This window comes from Breoghania corrubedonensis, from assembly GCF_003053845.1.
GTDB classification, from domain to species: Bacteria; Pseudomonadota; Alphaproteobacteria; order Rhizobiales; family Stappiaceae; genus Breoghania; species Breoghania corrubedonensis.
Map to the genome: position 1 here is coordinate 250,408 of NZ_QAYG01000004.1, position 18,004 is coordinate 268,411.

The 18,004-nt window shown below is 63.0% G+C and carries 14 protein-coding genes; 9 read left to right on the top strand and 5 right to left on the bottom strand.

Features of this window, described 5'->3' with window-relative positions; genetic code table 11:
• The 9 genes from C8N35_RS13355 (at window position 1) to C8N35_RS13395 (ending at window position 12,047) form a co-directional block, all read left to right on the top strand.
• Window positions 1–1,068, top strand: coding sequence for an ATP-binding protein (locus C8N35_RS13355; protein WP_170122099.1), 1,068 nt, complete (start codon window positions 1–3; stop codon window positions 1,066–1,068).
• Complete coding sequence (locus C8N35_RS13360; RefSeq protein WP_107990196.1) at window positions 1,068–2,915, top strand: TniQ family protein; 1,848 nt, start codon at window positions 1,068–1,070, stop codon at window positions 2,913–2,915. Before C8N35_RS13355 ends, C8N35_RS13360 begins: the two co-directional genes overlap by 1 nt.
• A 944-nt stretch (window positions 2,916–3,859) precedes the next feature.
• Window positions 3,860–4,573 (top strand): FadR/GntR family transcriptional regulator, encoded by a 714-nt coding sequence (locus tag C8N35_RS13365; protein WP_107990197.1) that lies wholly within the window; start codon window positions 3,860–3,862, stop codon window positions 4,571–4,573.
• Window positions 4,563–5,582 (top strand): ABC transporter ATP-binding protein, encoded by a 1,020-nt coding sequence (locus tag C8N35_RS13370; RefSeq protein WP_107990198.1) that lies wholly within the window; start codon window positions 4,563–4,565, stop codon window positions 5,580–5,582. The genes C8N35_RS13365 and C8N35_RS13370 overlap by 11 nt, the downstream gene beginning before the upstream one ends.
• Window positions 5,579–6,754 carry an ABC transporter ATP-binding protein gene (locus C8N35_RS13375; RefSeq protein ID WP_107990199.1) on the top strand — a complete coding sequence of 392 codons (1,176 nt, stop codon included), beginning with the start codon at window positions 5,579–5,581 and terminating at the stop codon, window positions 6,752–6,754. Before C8N35_RS13370 ends, C8N35_RS13375 begins: the two co-directional genes overlap by 4 nt.
• 5 nt (window positions 6,755–6,759) lie before the next feature.
• Window positions 6,760–8,268, top strand: coding sequence for an ABC transporter substrate-binding protein (locus C8N35_RS13380; protein WP_107990200.1), 1,509 nt, complete (start codon window positions 6,760–6,762; stop codon window positions 8,266–8,268).
• A gap of 132 nt (window positions 8,269–8,400) precedes the next feature.
• Window positions 8,401–9,348, top strand: coding sequence for an ABC transporter permease (locus tag C8N35_RS13385; protein WP_107990201.1), 948 nt, complete (start codon window positions 8,401–8,403; stop codon window positions 9,346–9,348).
• A 5-nt stretch (window positions 9,349–9,353) separates the two neighbouring features.
• Complete coding sequence (locus C8N35_RS13390) at window positions 9,354–10,223, top strand: ABC transporter permease (protein WP_107990307.1); 870 nt, start codon at window positions 9,354–9,356, stop codon at window positions 10,221–10,223.
• A gap of 36 nt (window positions 10,224–10,259) precedes the next feature.
• Window positions 10,260–12,047, top strand: coding sequence for a gamma-glutamyltransferase family protein (locus C8N35_RS13395; RefSeq protein ID WP_107990202.1), 1,788 nt, complete (start codon window positions 10,260–10,262; stop codon window positions 12,045–12,047).
• Between the two features lie 106 nt (window positions 12,048–12,153).
• Here C8N35_RS13395 and C8N35_RS13400 read toward each other — a convergent pair whose 3' ends face one another.
• The 5 genes from C8N35_RS13400 to C8N35_RS13420 form a co-directional block, all read right to left on the bottom strand.
• Window positions 12,154–13,152: a LacI family DNA-binding transcriptional regulator gene (locus tag C8N35_RS13400; RefSeq protein WP_107990308.1), complete on the bottom strand. Its 999-nt coding sequence runs from the start codon at window positions 13,150–13,152 to the stop codon at window positions 12,154–12,156.
• Between the two features lie 72 nt (window positions 13,153–13,224).
• Entirely contained in the window at window positions 13,225–14,505 is a 1,281-nt protein-coding gene (locus tag C8N35_RS13405) for a D-tagatose-bisphosphate aldolase, class II, non-catalytic subunit (RefSeq protein ID WP_107990309.1), read from the bottom strand.
• 3 nt (window positions 14,506–14,508) lie between these two features.
• The gene (locus tag C8N35_RS13410) at window positions 14,509–15,459 is read right to left on the bottom strand and encodes a tagatose kinase (protein ID WP_107990203.1); all 951 of its coding nucleotides are present in this window, start codon (window positions 15,457–15,459) and stop codon (window positions 14,509–14,511) included.
• Window positions 15,460–15,462: 3 nt separating this feature from the next.
• Window positions 15,463–16,437, bottom strand: a complete 975-nt coding sequence (locus C8N35_RS13415) for an ABC transporter permease (protein WP_245926783.1) — start codon at window positions 16,435–16,437, stop codon at window positions 15,463–15,465.
• Complete coding sequence (locus C8N35_RS13420; protein WP_245926784.1) at window positions 16,434–17,945, bottom strand: sugar ABC transporter ATP-binding protein; 1,512 nt, start codon at window positions 17,943–17,945, stop codon at window positions 16,434–16,436. The genes C8N35_RS13415 and C8N35_RS13420 overlap by 4 nt, the downstream gene beginning before the upstream one ends.
• Window positions 17,946–18,004: the final 59 nt, after the last annotated feature.

Here is an 18,004-nt window from a genome sequence, read left to right on the forward strand (position 1 = left end):
ATGCAAGAGGCAGATTGCGTCGTCTCCATTGATGACGACAACGAGCACGCCGCTGAGCAGCAACGGCGCTTGCAGTCGCTCAAGAAAGAACTGCGGCGAACGTTTCTCTCGCTACGCCGGGATAGAGCACTCGCAGATGAACTGAACGAATTGATCTCAGATGAGCAACTCGTTTCCGAAGCGATGGACAAGGATCTGGGAGGGCGCCTCGTAGAGGGCCGCGCGCTCGTAATTCTGGGTGAATCCGGCGCCGGAAAGTCTCGTTCCATCCACCGCGCCTTGTCCGATCGTTTCGGGAACTACCAGGCGGCCAACGCCCCTACCCGCCTCATCTCGATCACCGCTCCGTCTCCCTGCACTCTGAAACAGCTCGGTACAAGTGTTCTGCGGGCTACAGGTTATGAGACAAGACGAGATCTCAAGGAGAATGTCGTTTGGGCGATGGTGCGCCGTCGATTGAAGGACCTGAACATCAGGTTCCTGCATATCGATGAGCTTCAGCACGCCGTTCAGATGAAGAGTGATGGAGAAATCCAGAAAGTCCGGGATACGCTCAAAGGTCTCATGCAGACGCCTGAGTGGTCTGTCTCCCTCATTCTCTCCGGGCTCCCCGAACTGGCGGTCTTCATTCAAGGCGACACGCAGGTCCGTCGACGCTGTCGATTCATCCGGTTTGAGCCGCTCGTGCCCGGTCGCGATGCAAAGAAGGTTGGCACCATGATCCGTAACCTTGCCCGGCGGGCAGATGTATCGGCGGACCACGTACTGGCAAGCACTTCACTCGCCTTGAGGTTGATCCACGCCGCGTCCGCACAATTCGGGATCGCGATCGAGCTTGCCCAGGATGCGATCCTCGCCGCTGTTCGCGAAGGACACAAGCAACTCACGCTCGGCCATTTCGCTACGACTTACCACGCCCGAACCGGGTGCGCTCCAAGCGAGAACATCTTCTCGATATCAGCAGATTTCCTGCTGATCGATCCTCAGCGCGCACTGGAAGACGCGCCAAAGACCACGATTTCCGCGGATGGCGCTCCCAAACGACCGAAAGACAAGAGAAACGCCTGATGCCTTTGCACCCAAAACTCACGCCTGAGCTCCACCCCGATGAATCGCCGATGAGCTTCTGCTCTCGCGCAGCATTTCTGAACGGACGCAGCGCGCGCGATTTCTGTCTGGATATGGGCTTCACGTTCCAGGAAATCATCGATGGCGTTCAGAGCGCACAGGACTCCCTTGCACGTCTTTGCAACATTCCCGAAGGCACCGATTTAGGAACACCAATTCGTCGAGACGGTAGGACTTATTGGATTGGAGCCAACAAATTCACGCGCGCCACTCTCAGCCGACAAACCCTTTTCGTGTGTCCGCATTGCTTGGCTGATGATATCTCACGCAGTCCCAATGTTCCGGCCGCAATCTATGGGCGAACGCGCTGGCTTGTATCATCCCTTAGAACCTGCGCCGTCCACGAAGCCAGTCTCGTGCCCGCCTGCAATGACGAGCGCCCAAGTCGCATTCACGACTTCACGATGCTCGTGGCTCCGACAGGTGCAAACCTGGCTCAAATCACTCGCGCAAGCTCACACAGGAACTGCTCGCCACTGGAAGAATACCTTATGGCCCGGCTGGAAAACCGACCTGGCGAAGGAAATTGGCTAGACCGTTTTCCGGCGTACGCGGCGGCACGGATCTGCGAAATTGTGGGAGCGGTTTCAGAGTTCGGGGTGCGCTTCCACTCCGCAGAACTTACGCCCAACGCCTGGTGGCACGCAGGGGGTCTAGGCTACGAAATCGTTCGGGCTGGCCCGGAAGGCATCGGCCCCTTCCTTTGTGGACTTCAAAGTCAGTCAAGCGGATCCCCAAAAGCCTGGGCGCCCAGAATGATGTACGGGCGTCTCTATGAGTGGCTGGCCCACGAATCCGAGGACTCTTCCTATGATCCCCTTCGACATCTCATCCGCGAGCACGCAATTGACACCCTGCCATTGGGTCCGGGAGAAGAGATCTTCGGCATTCCAGTCGAAACGCGAAAGCTGCATTCTCTTCGCTCTGCTTCTGAAGAATACGCCGTCCATCCCAAGCGGCTGAGAAAAATCCTCCACGAGGTAGGCGTCATTGCCGACGATGCAATGTCCCTGACTGATGAACGAATTATGTTCCCGGCCAGCGAAGGTGGCCAGTACATTGCGCGCGCCAGTCAAAGCATGTCGATGGCTGCCGTGCGCGATTACCTGAACTTTCCCCGCCCAATTGATCGTAGCCTTTTCGAGGCGGGTATCCTCGTGCCCTGGGTGCGCGGCGGCAATGAGACACTGCACCATCACGCCTTCGCCAAGACGGATCTCGACGACCTAATGCAGCGGCTGATGAAGGACGCTTTGCCTAACGACCAACCTGCCCTTCAAGATATTCCTGCGGCGGCCAGGAGAGCAAATTGCTCACAAGTCGAGATCGTCCAGCTTATTCTGGATCGCAAACTCAAAACGGTGCGCCTGCTCCCCGAAGAGCGTGGATATCTCTCGCTTCTGGTCAACGTCGAAGAGGTCAAGCCTCATGTGCGGCTTGAGGGTCATGGGGGCTTGTCGCTTCGACAGGTGGAAAGGGAAATGCACTTATCGTCTGCGGTCGTGAAAGGCTTGCTCGTACACGGTCACCTGCCTTCGCAAACAGCCGTGAATCCCATCAATCGTTGTCCGCAAACCATTGTGAAACGGACCGATCTTGAACAGTTTATAGGCGACTTCTCATCGCTCCACACTCTCTCAAGAGAAACCGGAATCCACCATGTGCGACTGAACAGGCTGCTCCGTGAGTATAAGATCCGCCCGGCTTTCCCCGCCCAAGATGTGCCCGCCACCTTTTTCCGACGAAAGGATCTTCAGCGGATCAGCGAAGCCTTGGGGCTGGGATAGTTCGCGCCCCCAATAATCAATACTGAAACCGACCAGCCCCGGGACCAAGCTCGGGGCTTTTTTTGTCTCTTACGTTTTCGCATTCATGATTGCAGTTAAGCCGAGATTTTGAGGCAATTGATTGCGACTATTGAGGCAGTTTAATGCGCGCAATTCAGTACCCATGAAGCAATTCACATATTTTTCTATATTATTTTCAATTAGTTACAAAATATATGAGGCATCCTATTGGTGTCATGACAGTTGGTGTCTGAGATAGCAAAGGATGGCCTGAGAGAAGCAAAGTCCGCCTCAATGAGCGCAACAGATTGCCTCGGTGGGGAAACTTGAGAAATCAGGCCAGTGATTTCAGCAATAGGAAAACCCGCCGATCGGATGCGATTGGCGGTTTTTTTCTTGCGCGCGATCCGCGCATGGCGCGCTTGCCGTCCCGGACCGGCGGCAACAATCTGTTGCCCCCTCCACCTCCCTATTCTTGCAAGCCTCACGTGCCCCGCAGGCCTGCCTGGCAGGTCCATGCGACGAAGCCTTCAGCGGATGGAACGCTACCGCCGCAGCCCCCAAAAGGCACGGCCGCAGGCGAACCAATAGCCTCCGGGAGATGCGCCGCAGCCTAATGGTTCCGTACAATAGGGACCTGCGATCATCGGCATGGGCCACTGCTTAAATCATAACCATATATGTCTATTTTTTTTGCATTTATTTTATTCCCGGCACCCGTCCGGCAACATTCCACACAAGCATCGTAACTCCCGGAAATCTCATCTGTGCTCGTGTTATAGAAATACGATAATTTATTCATATACTTAAATAATGCTATTGCGACAATTCGCATCGACATCCCCAAGCTCGCCCCGATTGCCTAAAACTGAGCCTTGCACCGCGGCGAGCGCGCCTCGCACAATGAAACCAATCGAAATTGGTTTCCCAAAGGCCTCCTTCTCATGCCGGACGACAGACCGACCCGACGGAATTCCAGCCTCGCGCTGGAGCGGCTCAGGATCCTGGTCGACCAACTGCATCGTCAGGGACGCGACCAGCTTCCCACCGAGCGTGATCTGGCCGACGAGATCGGCGTCGGGCGCCGCGCCGTGCGACGGGCGCTGGAAGTCCTGGAGACCGAGGGCCGCATCTGGCGGCGCCAGGGCGCCGGTACCTTCATCGGTGAGGAGCCGGCGCGACCCGAGGAAGACCTGCGCAGCCTGCCTGACGCCACCAACATGCTGGAGGTGATGGAAGTACGCTTGCGCATCGAGCCGGCGCTGGCACAGCTCGCCGCGCTCAGGGCGACCCCGGACGACATCGTCGGCATGCGCCAACTGGCGGAAAAGGTCGCTGCCGCCGACGACATGGACGGGCGCGAACTCTGGGATGGCGCCCTGCACAGGGCCGTCGCCGCCGCTGCGGGCAATACCTTGTTCCTCGCGCTGTTCGATGTGGTCGACCGCGTGCGCCAGGATGACTCCTGGCGCCACGTGCGCGAAGCGCTGCGCACCCAACAGACCATCGAACGCTACAAGATGCAGCACGTCCAGATCCTCGATGCCATTGAGCGGCGCGATCCCGTCGCCGCCGAAACCCTCATGCGTCAGCACCTGCTGGCCCTGCAGGAACGCCTGCTGTTTCGCACCCGGGAGGATGCGGTCGATGCACTCTGACGCGGACTCGAACCCGTCCCCCCTTCTTGCCGTGGACAACCTGACACTGCGCTTTTCGAGTGCATCGGGAAACGTCGTCGACGGCGTGTCCTTTTCCGTCTCGCCTGGCGAAACGCTCTGCATCGTCGGCGAAAGCGGCTGCGGCAAATCGGTGACGGCGCTGTCCCTGATGGGCCTCCTGCCGATGCCACCTGCGCAGATCACCGCTGGTTCGGCAATGTTCGACGGCAAGGATCTCCTGCGCATGCCGCGCCGCGAAATGGCGGCGATCCGCGGCAACCGCATGGCGATGATCTTCCAGGAGCCGATGACCTCGCTCAACCCGGCCTACCGGATCGGCGACCAGATCGCGGAAGTCGTCCTCAGGCACCGCCCCGTCACCCGCAAGCAGGCCCGTGCCCGCGCGCTTGAAATGCTGGACCGGGTCAAGATCCCGGCCGCAGTCAAGCGGCTCGACGACTACCCGCACCAGCTTTCAGGCGGCATGCGCCAGCGCGTGATGATCGCCATGGCGCTCGCCAATGACCCGGCGCTGCTCATTGCCGACGAGCCGACCACGGCGCTCGACGTCACCATCCAGGCGCAGATCCTCCAGTTGATCCGCACCCTGCAGGAAGAAACGGGAACCGCCCTCATCATGATCACCCACGATCTCGGGGTGGTCGCGGAAGTCGGCGACCGCGTGGCGGTGATGTATGCGGGCCGGATCGTCGAGCAGGGATCGGTGGACGATGTCTTCATCGACCCGCAGCACCCCTACACGCTCGGCCTCATGAGCTCGATCCCGTCGCTGAGCAAGCGCGAAGGCCGGCTGACCACAATTCCCGGCATGGTCCCCACCGTCGACACCATGCCGCCGGGATGCCGCTTCGCACCCCGGTGCCCCTTCGCCGGGGCCGAGTGCAAGGCTGCCGTTCCGCCCCTCACAGACCTTTCGCCCGGCCATGCGGCGGCCTGCATCCGCGCGCCGCTTGAGGCTGAGGCCCATTTTGACGGGGCAGTCGCATGAGCGCCGTGACCACATCCGAAAAGACGGTGGACCGCCCGCTTCCGCCGCGCGCGCCATATATTCTGGAGACGCGCGACCTCGTTCGCCATTTCGCCGCCGATGGCTCGCTCTTCGGCGACAAGGCCGTGGTTAGGGCGGTCGACGGCGTGACGCTTGGCGTCCGTCGCGGCGAGACGTTGTCGATCGTGGGCGAAAGCGGTTGCGGCAAGTCGACCCTTGCGCGGCTGTTGGTGCGCCTGATTAAGCCAACTTCTGGCGGTATCCTCTACCAGGGCCGGGACATCAGCGCGCTTTCGGAACGCGAGATGCGCGCCCTGCGCCGTGATCTGCAATTCGTCTTCCAGGACCCGTTCTCCTCGCTCAACCCGCGCATGACCGTGGGCGCGATCATCGAGGAGCCGATGCGCGTGCACCGGATCGGCACGCGAGCCGAGCGTCGCCGCCGCGTCCGCGAGCTTCTGGCCCGTGTCGGTCTGCGCCCGGAATTCGCCGACCGCTATCCGCACGAGTTCTCCGGCGGACAGCGCCAGCGGATCGGCATCGCCCGCGCGCTCGCGAGCGGGCCGACGGTTCTCATCGGCGACGAACCCGTCTCCGCCCTCGATGTCTCCATCCAGGCGCAGGTCATCAACCTGTTGGAAGACCTCAAGGAAGAGTTCGACCTCACCCTCATCCTGATCGCCCACGATCTGGCCGTCATCCGTCACATGAGCGACCGCGTTGCGGTGATGTATCTGGGCGAGATCGTCGAGCTGGCCGATACCGACGCGCTCTACGACCGGCCGCACCATCCCTACACGCAAGCGCTGATGCGGGCGATCCCGGTCCCCTCTCCCCACGCGCGGGACATGGTCGCGGAGCTCACGGGCGATGTCCCATCCCCGCTGGCGCCGCCCTCCGGCTGCCGCTTTCACACCCGCTGCCCGCACGCGACGGAGCTTTGCGCGCAGAAAAAGCCGCATCTCGAAGCTTCCGGCGACAACCGCTTCGTCGCCTGCCACCACTGGCGCAGCGTCGCGGACAGCGCGGCGGGGTTGAGCGAGGAGCCGGCCCGCCCGGCCAATGCCGCGCACCGGCTCGCCCTTTACCGGGCCTGGACCAAGAAGCAGGGCCAAAACCCGGCAACTCAGAGCCCTACAGACCAGGCCCCCACCGTTCCTTCAGAGGAGTAGACGGAATGAACAGGAAGTTTCTGGCAACGCTCTTGTTGAGCGTCGCCGCCATGACGGGTCAGGCTTTCGCCCATGACCTCAGGATCGCGCTGCAGTCCGATGCCGACGTGCTCGATCCCGATCAGTCGCGCACCTTCGTCGGACGCATTGTCTACACCTCGCTGTGCGACAAGCTTGTGGACATCACGCCCGGCCTCAAGATCATCCCGCAGCTTGCGACCGAATGGTCGTGGGGCGACGACGGCAAGACGCTGACCATGAAGCTGCGCGAGGGCGTCACGTTCCACGACGGCGAGCCGTTCAATGCCAAGGCCGTCGCCTACAACATCAATCGCTCCAAGACGCTGCCCGAGTCGCGCCGCAAATCCGAACTGGCTTCGGTGGACTCGACCGAAGTCGTCGGCGATTACGAGATCAGGTTCCACCTGAAGCAGCCTGACGCCACCCTCATGGCGCAGCTCGCCGACCGCGCCGGCATGATGATCGCACCGCAGGCAGCGGAAAAGGAAGGCGCAGACTTCGGCGCGAACCCGGTCTGCTCCGGCCCGTTCAAGTTCAAGGAGCGTGTCGCCCAGGATCGTATCGTTCTGACGAAGTACGACAATTACTGGAACGCCGACAAGTTCCACTTCGACAGCGTCACCTTCCTGCCGATCCCCGACACCACCGTGCGGCTCGCGAACCTGCGCTCCGGCGACATCGACATGCTGGAGCGGCTGGCGGCAACGGACCTTGCCGCCGCCAAGGCAGATCCCAACCTGAAGGTGGAAGCGGCGACCTCGCTCGGCTACCAGGGCATCACCATCAACACCGGTAACGGCGAGCATTCCAAGACCCCGCTTGGCGAAGACAAGCGCCTGCGTCAGGCCCTGTCGCTCTCCATCGACCGCGACGCGCTGAACCAGGTCGTTTTCGAGGGCGCTTTCCAGGCGGGCAACCAGTCGATCTCGCCGTCGAGCCCCTGGTACGACAACAGCAACCCCGTGCCTGCCCGCGACGTGGAAAAGGCCAAGGCGTTGCTGAAGGAAGCCGGCTATGACCGACTTGAGATCGAGATGTCGGTCCCGAACAACCCGGTTCAGACCCAGGTCGTTCAGGTGCTTCAGGCCATGGCGGCGGAAGCCAACATCGATATCAAGATCGTGTCCAAGGAATTCGCCAAGCTGCTTTCCGACGACAGCTCCGGTGATTTCATGGCTTCGCAGATCGGCTGGTCCGGCCGCGTCGATCCCGATGGCAACATCCACGCTTTCGTCACCTGCAAGGCCGGCCTCAATGACAGCGGCTACTGCAATCCGGAAGTCGACAAGCTCCTGAATGCCGCACGAGCCACCTCCGACGACGAGGCGCGCAAGAAGGACTACGACGCCGCGAACGCCATCTTGCTGGACGAACTGCCGATCATCTACCTCTATCACGAGAAGTGGATCTGGGCGATGAACAAGAAGCTGGAGGGCTTTACCGCCTATCCCGACGGGATGATCCGGCTGGAGAACGTCACCTACGCGGATTAGGCCGCCCACCCGCGCGCCGCAAGCGCGCCGGCACCGCGACCTGGACGCCATTTGTCCGCCAACTGTTCCGGGGTGCCCTTCGTGGTGCCCCGGGACCTCCCCAACGGCCCGTAAGGCGCATCGGATACAGCCATGCTGTCCTACATTCTACGCCGGCTCGCAATCGCGATCCCGACCCTGATCCTCGTCTCGATGTTCATCTTCACGCTGCAGAAAATCCTGCCCGGCGATCCGGCGCTTGCGCTGGCCGGCGAGGAACGCGACGCCGCGGCTCTGGAGTTCATCCGCGAGAAGTACAAGCTCAACGATCCGATCTACGAGCAATATCTCGCCTGGGCCGGCGGGGCGCTGAAGGGCGATCTGGGCATTTCGCTGCGCACCAACCAGCCCGTGACGGAACTGATCGGCCAGAAGCTGCCGGTGACCATTCAGCTCGCCGTCATGGCCATCATCATCGCGTTCATCATCGGCATTCCGATGGGCGTGTTGTCCGCTGTCAAAAAGGGAACGGTGTTCGACTACATCGCCAATATCGTCGCGTTGTCAGGGCTTTCCATTCCAAACTTCTGGCTCGGCATCATGCTGATCCTGCTGGTGTCGGTGAACCTCGGCTGGCTGCCGGCTTCCGGCTACGTGTCGCCGTTCATCGATCCGCTGCGCTCGCTCGAAACCATGATCATGCCTGCCTTCGTCCTCGGCACGGCACTTGCCGCAACATTGATGCGCCACACGCGCTCCGCCATGCTGGGTGTCCTGCGGGCCGACTACGTGCGCACCGCCCGTTCCAAGGGGCTGGGCGAAACCGTGGTCGTCATCAAGCACGCCTTCCGCAATGCACTACTGCCGATCGTCACCATGACCGCCCTGCTGTTCGGCGAGCTGCTCGCAGGTGCGGTGCTGACGGAGCAGATCTTCACCATTCCCGGTTTCGGCAAGCTTATCGTCGATGCCGTCTTCACCCGTGATTATGCCGTCGTTCAGGGCGTGGTGCTGTGCACCGCCGTCGGCTACCTCCTCATCAACCTCGTCGCCGACATCGTCTACTTCCTGCTTAACCCGCGCATGAGGAGCGTGCTGTGACCGACGTGCTCGATAATGAGGCAAACGATCTCCTGCCCGCACGCTCCGGCAATCGCGCCTGGAAAAAGCTGAAGCACAACCGCAGCGCCCTTCTGGGCCTGATCCTGGTCAGCTTCTTCATCGTCGCCGCGCTTGCCGCGCCGATCCTGCCGATCGCAGATCCTGCGGCGACGAGCTGGAGCGCCATCCGCAAGGCGCCGTCCGCCGCCCACTGGCTAGGGACCGACGAGATCGGCCGCGATATCCTCTCGCGCATGATCTGGGGGGCGCGGGCGTCCCTCATGGCCGGTGTCGTCTCCGTCATCGTCGCAACGATCATCGGCGTGCCGCTAGGTCTCCTGTCAGGCTATTTCGGCGGCTGGATCGACCAGGTGATCTCGCGCATCACCGATGCGCTGCTGGCCACCCCCTTCCTCATCCTCGCCATCGCTCTCGCCGCCTTCCTCGGGCCCAACCTCACCAACGCGATGATCGCCATCGGATTGTCGGCCATGCCGAAGTTCGTGCGCCTGACCCGCGGACAGGTGCTGAGCGTCAAGACAGAGGACTATGTGGAGGGCGCGCGCGCCGTGGGGCTCGCCGACTTCTCGATCATCTCACGCTACATCCTGCCGAATGTCTTCGCGCCCGTGCTGGTTCAGGCGACGCTGACGGTTGCCACCGCCATCATTGCGGAAGCGAGCCTCTCGTTCCTCGGCCTCGGCCAGCAGCCGCCGGACCCGAGTTGGGGATCGATGCTGAACGTCGCCAAGAACTTCCTGACCCAGGCACCATGGATGGCCTGGTGGCCGGGAGCCGCGATCTTTCTCGTCGTGCTCGGGTTCAACCTTCTCGGCGACGGTCTGCGCGACGCGCTCGACCCGCGCGAAGGCTGATCTTTCCGATACCCGCATTCCATTCAGAGGGAATCCATGTCCAGTTTCACCACCCGGCCCGAGATAAGGGGCACTTTCGGCGTCGTCGCCTCGACGCACTGGATCGCATCGGCGGTCGGCATGAGCATCCTGGAAAAGGGGGGAAATGCCTTTGACGCCGCGGTCGCGACCGGCCTGGTGCTCAATGTCGTCGAGCCGCATCTGAACGGTCCCGGTGGCGATCTCCCCGTCGTCTTCTACAGCGCCAGCACCGACAAGGTGGAGGTTCTGTGTGCCCAGGGGCCCGCCCCTGCGGGTGCAACGATCGAGCATTATCGCGGCGTGGGACTGGACGTCATCCCCGGCGACGGGCTGCTCGCCACGGTCATCCCCGGCGCGTTCGACGGCTGGATGCTGATGGCCCGCGACCACGGTTCGCTGCCGCTGCGCGACCTCCTGGAACCGGCGATCTACTATGCTGAACAAGGCCATCCGACGCTCGCCCGCGTCAGTGCCACGATCAAGGGACTGGACGATTTCTTCCGTACCGAATGGCCGACCTCGCACGCGACCTGGCTGCCGGGCGGCTCCGCGCCTGAAGCCGACGAGCTCTTCCGCAATCCCGTGCTCGCGCAGACATGGACCCGTCTCCTCGACGAAGCGGAGACCAGAACCGGACGCGAGGCGCAGATCGAGGCCGCCCGGGACATCTTCTACCGCGGTTTCGTCGCCGAGGAGATCGACACCTTCGTGCGCTCAACCGAAGTCATGGACGGCAGCGGCAGCCGCCACAAGGGCGTCCTGACTGCCGACGACATGGCCAACTGGCAGGCGAGCTACGAGGCGCCGCTTACCTACGACTATCACGGCTGGACGGTCGCCAAGACCGGCCCGTGGGGACAGGGCCCGGTGCTCTTGCAGTCGCTGGCGCTCCTCAAGGGGTTCGATCTCGCAAGCCTCGATCCCGCCGGCGCCGAGTTCGTCCACTTCGTGACCGAAGCCATGAAGCTCGCCTATGCCGACCGCGAGGTCTATTACGGCGACCCGGCCTTCACCGAGGTCCCGATGGATCAGCTTCTGTCAGATGCCTACAACGACGAACGCCGCAAGCTGATCACCGACACGGCGTCGTTCGATCTGCGACCGGGAATCCTGCCGGGCTACGAGGCGCAGGCCAGGACGACCATGGCCGTCATCGACAGCGCTGGCATCACCACGACCGGCATCTACGAGCCGACCATGGCGCATCTGTCGGAAAAGCGCGGCGACACGGTGCATATCGACATCATCGACCGCTGGGGCAACATGGTCTCGGCAACGCCGTCGGGCGGCTGGCTGCAGTCCTCGCCGACGATCCCGAGCCTCGGCTTCTGCCTCAACTCGCGCGCCCAGATGTTCTGGCTGACGCCCGGCCTGCCGACATCGCTTGCGCCCGGCAAGCGGCCACGCACGACGCTCACCCCCAGCATTGCGTCCTTCGAGGGCCGGCCGACGCTCGCCTTCGGCACGCCCGGCGGCGACCAGCAGGACCAGTGGCAGCTCTCGCTCTTCCTGCGTCTCGTCAATCACGGGCTGAACCTTCAGCAGTCGATCGACATGCCGCTCTTCCACACGACCCACTTCCCCGGGTCCTTCCACCCGCGCCAGCGCCAGCCGGGCCACATCATGGTCGAAAACAACTTCGGCGACGACGTCATCGCCGCCCTGCGTGCAAAGGGACATTCGGTGGAAGAGGCCGGCACCTGGACAGTCGGCCGCCTGACCGCCGCCAAGCGCGAGCCCAACGGCCTTCTCAAGGCCGGAGCGACGCCGCGCCTGATGCAGGCCTACGCGATCGGCCGCTGAAGGCTCGCAGATGAGCCCTGCGGGAACGGTTGTTTCCGCAGGGAGCTCGCGCAGGGACATTCGCCGTCTGCGGCCCATGCTGTCGTCTTGCCAAGACTTGCTCCGCTCAGGCGGAGGCGCGCAGGATCAGGTCGCCGCGCAGGAGCGTTCGCTGCGGCGTCTCGGGGGTGGTGTCGTCCAGAAGCGCAATGAGCTTCTGCATGGCGATGCGCGCGATGCCCTCGTAGTTCTGCGCCACGGTGGTCAGCGGCGGACAGGTGTAGCGCGCAAGCGGATGATCGTCGTGACCGGCGATGCGGATGTCCGCGGCACCCGTATGCCCGACGCGCAAGCCCGCCTCCCACGCCGCCAGCAACGCCCCGAACGCCAGTCGGTCATTGGCGCAAAGGACGGTGCCGGGCACATTGCCCGATGCGATCGTTTTCGCCATCACCGCATGGCCGAAACGCTCGAAGTCCCATGTCTTTTCGTCCGGTACCGCGAGAAGGACCGGCTCGGCCCCCACCTTCTGCATGCCTGCCGCATAGGCCCGGCGCCGCGCGGCTGCGTTGCGGTTGATTTCCGGCATGCCGAGAAACGCCGGCGGCGGGCCGGACCGGCTCAGGTACTCGACGATCAGATTGAAGCTCTGCGCATTGTCGGTGCCGACAAAGGGCGCTTCGTGATCGGGGCGGCTGTCCACGTAGACGAGCGGAATGCGCGATTCCAGCCGCGTCAGCTCTGCGTTCGTCTCGTCCGCGCCAAGCGGGACGACGATGGCCCCGGCGACGTTCAGCGACTGCAGGCGGCCGATCGCCTCGGTCTCGATTTCCCGCTGGCCGTTGGACGACAGCACGAAGGCAAAATACCCCGCATGCGCCGCGATGCTCTCGATGCAGCGCGTCAGCTCCATGTAGAACGGATCGGTCGTGTTGGGGATGATGACGCCGAGAACGCGGGTCCGGCTGCGCTTGAGGTTGGAGGCGAGCAGGTTCGGACGAAAGCCCGACTGCTCCACCGCAGCCTCGATCCGTGCGCGCGTCTTGGCGCGCACGGAAACGGGATCGTTGAAGAATTTCGAGACAGTGGGACGGGACAGGCCGACGAAGGCGGCAAAGTCCTCCATCGTTCGGATTTCGGCAGGCTTTTCCTCGCGATCATCGATCGCGTCGTCGCTGTCCAATCGTCCCAAGATCACTCAATCCCTGCTGGCAAAAATATAGTCCTGCATCAGATCCTCGACCGCAGCCAGAGCGAGATCCTCCGCCTTGGGCGCCAGTCGTCCCGCACGCACATCTTCATAGCGCGCGCCGAGATAGGCGCCGATGAGCGGCTCGGGGATTTCGACGCCCGCGAGAAGATCGAAAAGCGCCTTCTCCCCCGCCCGCGCCTCGGCGACCGGCCAGTAATAGCGGATGCGGTCGGAATAGGAGAAATGCCGCATCATGGCGCGCTCTGTGTCGTCGCCCTCATAATAGCGGTCCCAGTTCGCGGGTGCGGCAAGCATCACCTCTTCCATGGTTTCGCGCAGGGTCTTGTCGCGCTTGCCCGGAAAGAGTTCCTCGGCGATGAGATCCAGACCATAGAGGGACTCACGCCAGCGGAAGGTCAGCCCCGGACCGACCTTCAGGATCGCAAACCCGTCGCGCACCAGCGCGCGCAGGTTGTCGCGGGTCTGGTAGTCGGTGGAATGCGCCTCGAAGACGATGCCCGGCATGTCGGAAAGCGCCGCGCTCAGGTCCTGCGCCTTGGCGCTGACATAGTCGACCACATTGTGGTTGCCGTACTCGACGCCCGGCTGCACCACCAGACCGACCACCCGCGAAAACGCATCGCCGAGCCCGCGCTCGAGGAAGGCGGCCTTCGTGACCGCATGGGTCGTCTTCGCCGCGGCGGGCGTGGTGAGTTCCAGCTCGCCGATCTCCTCCATCGCACCGCCAGGGATCGGAACCTCCGTGCCGATGATGTAGACGGGTGCGGGAAAGTCACCGCCCGGCAGATTGGCTTCCGCGACCTCGGCAAGACGCGCGGCTCGTACGGCCGTCTCCTTGTCGTCAAGCGCCACAGGTTCTCCCTTGCAGCCCATGGAGCAGTCGAGGTGCAGCTTGGTGAAACCGGCCGCCGCGAAAGCCGCGATCATCACCTCGGCCTTGGCCATGGCCTCTTGCGCCGGCAGAGCTTTCCACGGGTTCGGCCCGAGATGGTCGCCGCCGAGGATCAGGCGTTCGCGGGGAAAGCCTTCCTTGTCTGCGAGGGCAAACGCGAAATCGCGGTAGTCGGCCGGCGTCATGCCGGTATAGCCGCCATCCTGGTTGACCTGGTTGCAGGTCGCCTCGATCAGCAGCGGCAGACCGGTCGGCGCGGTCGCGCGCATGGCGGCAACCAGCACCTGCGGATGCGCGGTACAGATCGACGGGATGCCCGACGCGCCGGCGCGTCCGCGCCAGTCGGAAATGTCGTGGAGAATGTTCGTCGGCATCATCTACCTCGTACGGTCTTTCATGAATTGATCGAGTTCGGCGCGGGTCGCGGTCCCCTCCATCGGCCCGACCCTCGTCACCGCGTGCGCCCCTGCGGCATTGGCATAGGCGAGCGCCTCCTCTACCGGATGTCCCATGAGCCACATCCCGACAAAGGCACCACCGAAACAGTCGCCCGCCCCCGTCGGGTCGATCTCCTCCACCGCGAGCGGCGCCACATCGGTGCGTCCGGCGGCGCAAAAATGCGAGGCTCCCTTCGCCCCGCGCTTCAGGACGATTTCGGGAATGCCCCGCGCCAGCAGGTCCTTCACGGCCCCGGCCTCGTCCTGCGCCTCGGTGAACAGGAAGATCTCGTCGCCCGAGGGCAGAAACACGTCCGTCTGCGCCAGAATCTCTCCAAGAGCGGAGCGCAGGCCCGGTGTGTCCAGAATCTCCGGCCGCAGGTTCGGGTCGAAGGAGAGCGTGCCCCCCTGCCCCTTGATCCGGACGATCGCGGCCTTGATGAGGTGCGACAGGCCCGGCGCGCTCAAGGCCGTGCCCATCACATGAATATGCGAGCAGCGCTCGATCACCGCTTCGGCCTCGCGCGTCAGCTCAAGCTGGCCGCAGGCGCTGTGCGCGATGTTGAAGACGAAGGCGCGCGACCCGTCCCCGCGGTAGCGCACGAAGGCGGATCCGGTCGGAGCCCCGTCATCCGCGACCGCGATGCCGGAAATGTCCACCCCGTCGGCCGCAAGCCGATCGAGGTTGACCTTGCCGAAATCGTCGGCGCCGACGCGCGAGATGATCGCCGCCTCCGCCCCGATACGCGCGGCCTGATCGACAAAGATCGCGGGCGCGCCGGAGGGGAAAGGCCCGATCAGCGGTTGCGCCGCGCGAAACCCGTCCCCCTTCGTCGTCGCGACGATCTCGACGAGGACTTCGCCGATGGTGAGAAGCCGCTTGTCTGTCATCGTTCAGACCTTCCGCCGCTTCGAGCGCACGTCGAGCCAGACGGCCAGGAGGATGACGAGCCCCTTGACAATCAGCTGATAGAAATAGGGAACGGAAAGCATGTTCATGCCGTTGTTGAGCGCGCCGATGATCAGCGCGCCGATCAGCGTTCCGATCATCGAGCCGGTGCCGCCGGAAAGCGACGTGCCGCCCAGAACGGCGGCGGCGATGGCGTCGAGCTCATAGCTCATGCCGGCGTTCGTCTGCGCCGAATAGAGGCGCGAGGACAGCAGGATGCCGGAGATCGAGGCCATCAGGCCGGAGATCATGAAGATCAGGATCTTCATCCGGTCGACCTTGATGCCGGAATAGAGCGCCGCCTCGCGGTTGCCGCCGGTCAGATAGGTCTTGCGGCCGAAGGTGGTCTTGGACAGCAGGATGTGGTTGGCGATGAACAGCCCGATCACGATCCAGATGATGATCGGCACGCCGATGAAGCTCTTCGCGCCGATGGCGGTCCAGGTCGGATCCATGATCATCGCCGGGGCGCCGTTGGTCGGCAGGCTCACCATGCCACGGAAGATGCTCATGGTGGCCACGGTGACGATGAACGACGGTAACAACAGCTTGGCCGTCAGCACCCCGTTCAGCGCTCCCATCAGGATGCCGGAGACGAGCGTGAGCATGAGCGCTGGAACGAAGCCCCAGCCCAGACCGATGACCTGCGCGCCGACCATGCCGGCGACCGCGATGATGGAGCCGACGGACAGATCGATCTCCCCCAGCAGGATCACCCAGGTCATGCCGAAGGCGGCGATGGCGATCACCGCGACCTGCTGCAGGATGTTCATCAGGTTCGCCACCGACATGAAGCGCGGATTGGCGAGCGAGAAGATGACGCACAGCACGACGAGCGCGAGGAAGATGCCGCCATACTGGCGCATCATGGTCTTGAGGGTGGCCATGGGATCGGCCTTGTAGACGGTTGTCTCGGTCATTTGTTCTGTCCCGTAGCAAAGCTCATGACGCGTTCCGGCGTCAGGTCGGCGCGCGGCGCGATTGCCTGCAGGTGCTTTCTGGACATGATCGCCACACGGCTCGACATTCCCAGCACCTCGGGCAGTTCCGAGGAAACCATGATGATCGCCGTGCCTTCTGCCGCCAGTTGCCGGATGATGCGATAGATCTCGAACTTGGCTCCGACATCGACGCCGCGCGTCGGCTCATCGAGGATCAGGACCCGCGGACGGGTCATCAGCCATTTGGCCAGCACGACCTTCTGCTGGTTACCGCCCGACAAGGTGCCGGCGATCGTCTCGATGGATGCGGTGCGCACGCCAAGCCGCGTGCTTTCTTCCTCCGCGCGCTGCCTCTCGCGATGCCGGCTCAGGAAGCCGCCGGAGGAAACGCCGCCGAGGGCAGCCATCGTGATGTTGTTGCGCAACGAATGAGCCAGCACGAGGCCCTCTTCCTTGCGATTCTCGGTCACGAAGCCGATGCCATGGCGGATGGCTTCGGATGGATCTTTCAGGTCCACCTCCTTGCCGTCGAGCCGGATCGTGCCTTCGTACCAGCGCATGCCGAACAGCGCCTTCATGACATCGGAGCGCCCTGCGCCGACCAGACCGAAGAATCCGAGGATTTCACCGGGCCTGACCGAAAAGCTCACATCAACGAAGGCGCGCCCGCTGGAAAGGTGCTCCACTTCCAGCACCGGCGCCACGTCGTCTCCCGGCTCCTCGCCGATGCGTGGCGGGTAGATCTCGTTCATCTGGCGACCGACCATCAGGGCGATCAGCGCGTCGATTGAGGTCTCGTTCTTTTCCAGCGTCGCGACATACGCGCCGTCGCGCATCACCGTGATGTCGTCAGACAACCGCATGATCTCTTCCATGCGGTGGGAGATGTAGATCACCGCCTTGCCCGCCTCGGTCAGCCGGCCGATGATCTTGAACAGGATCTCGGCTTCCGCGTCCGACAGCGACGATGTGGGCTCATCGAGGATCACGATCTGGGCATCGTGGCTGAGCCCCTTGGCGATCTCCACGAGCTGGCGCTGGGCGATGGAGAGATCGCCGACACGGGCGCGCACATCGATGGGCAGGCCGAGCTCGCGCACCAGCGTCTCCGCCCGCTCGATCAGCTTGCGATCCGATATGAAGCCGAACCGGTTCGGCTCGCGGTTCGCAAGAATGTTCTCGGCAACGGTGAGCGTGTTCACGAGGCTCAGCTCCTGAAACACGATCGCCAGACCATGTTTTGCGGCCTCTTGCGGCGACTTCGGCGCAAAGGGTGTGCCATCGAGAAGGATCGTGCCTTCGGTGGCGGGTTGCACGCCGGCGAGAATCTTCATCAGCGTGGACTTGCCCGCGCCATTCTCGCCAAGCAGCGTGTGAACCCGCCCCCGTCGCACATCAAGTTGCATTTGCTTGATGGCCACGATCGGTCCGAATGTCTTCTTCACATCGCGCAGCGACAGAACGATGTCGTCCGGGGTCTCGGTCACTCCGGGCACCCTCACATTGATCTGATATGAAAAGCCCTCCGCCACCGGATACGCTAACC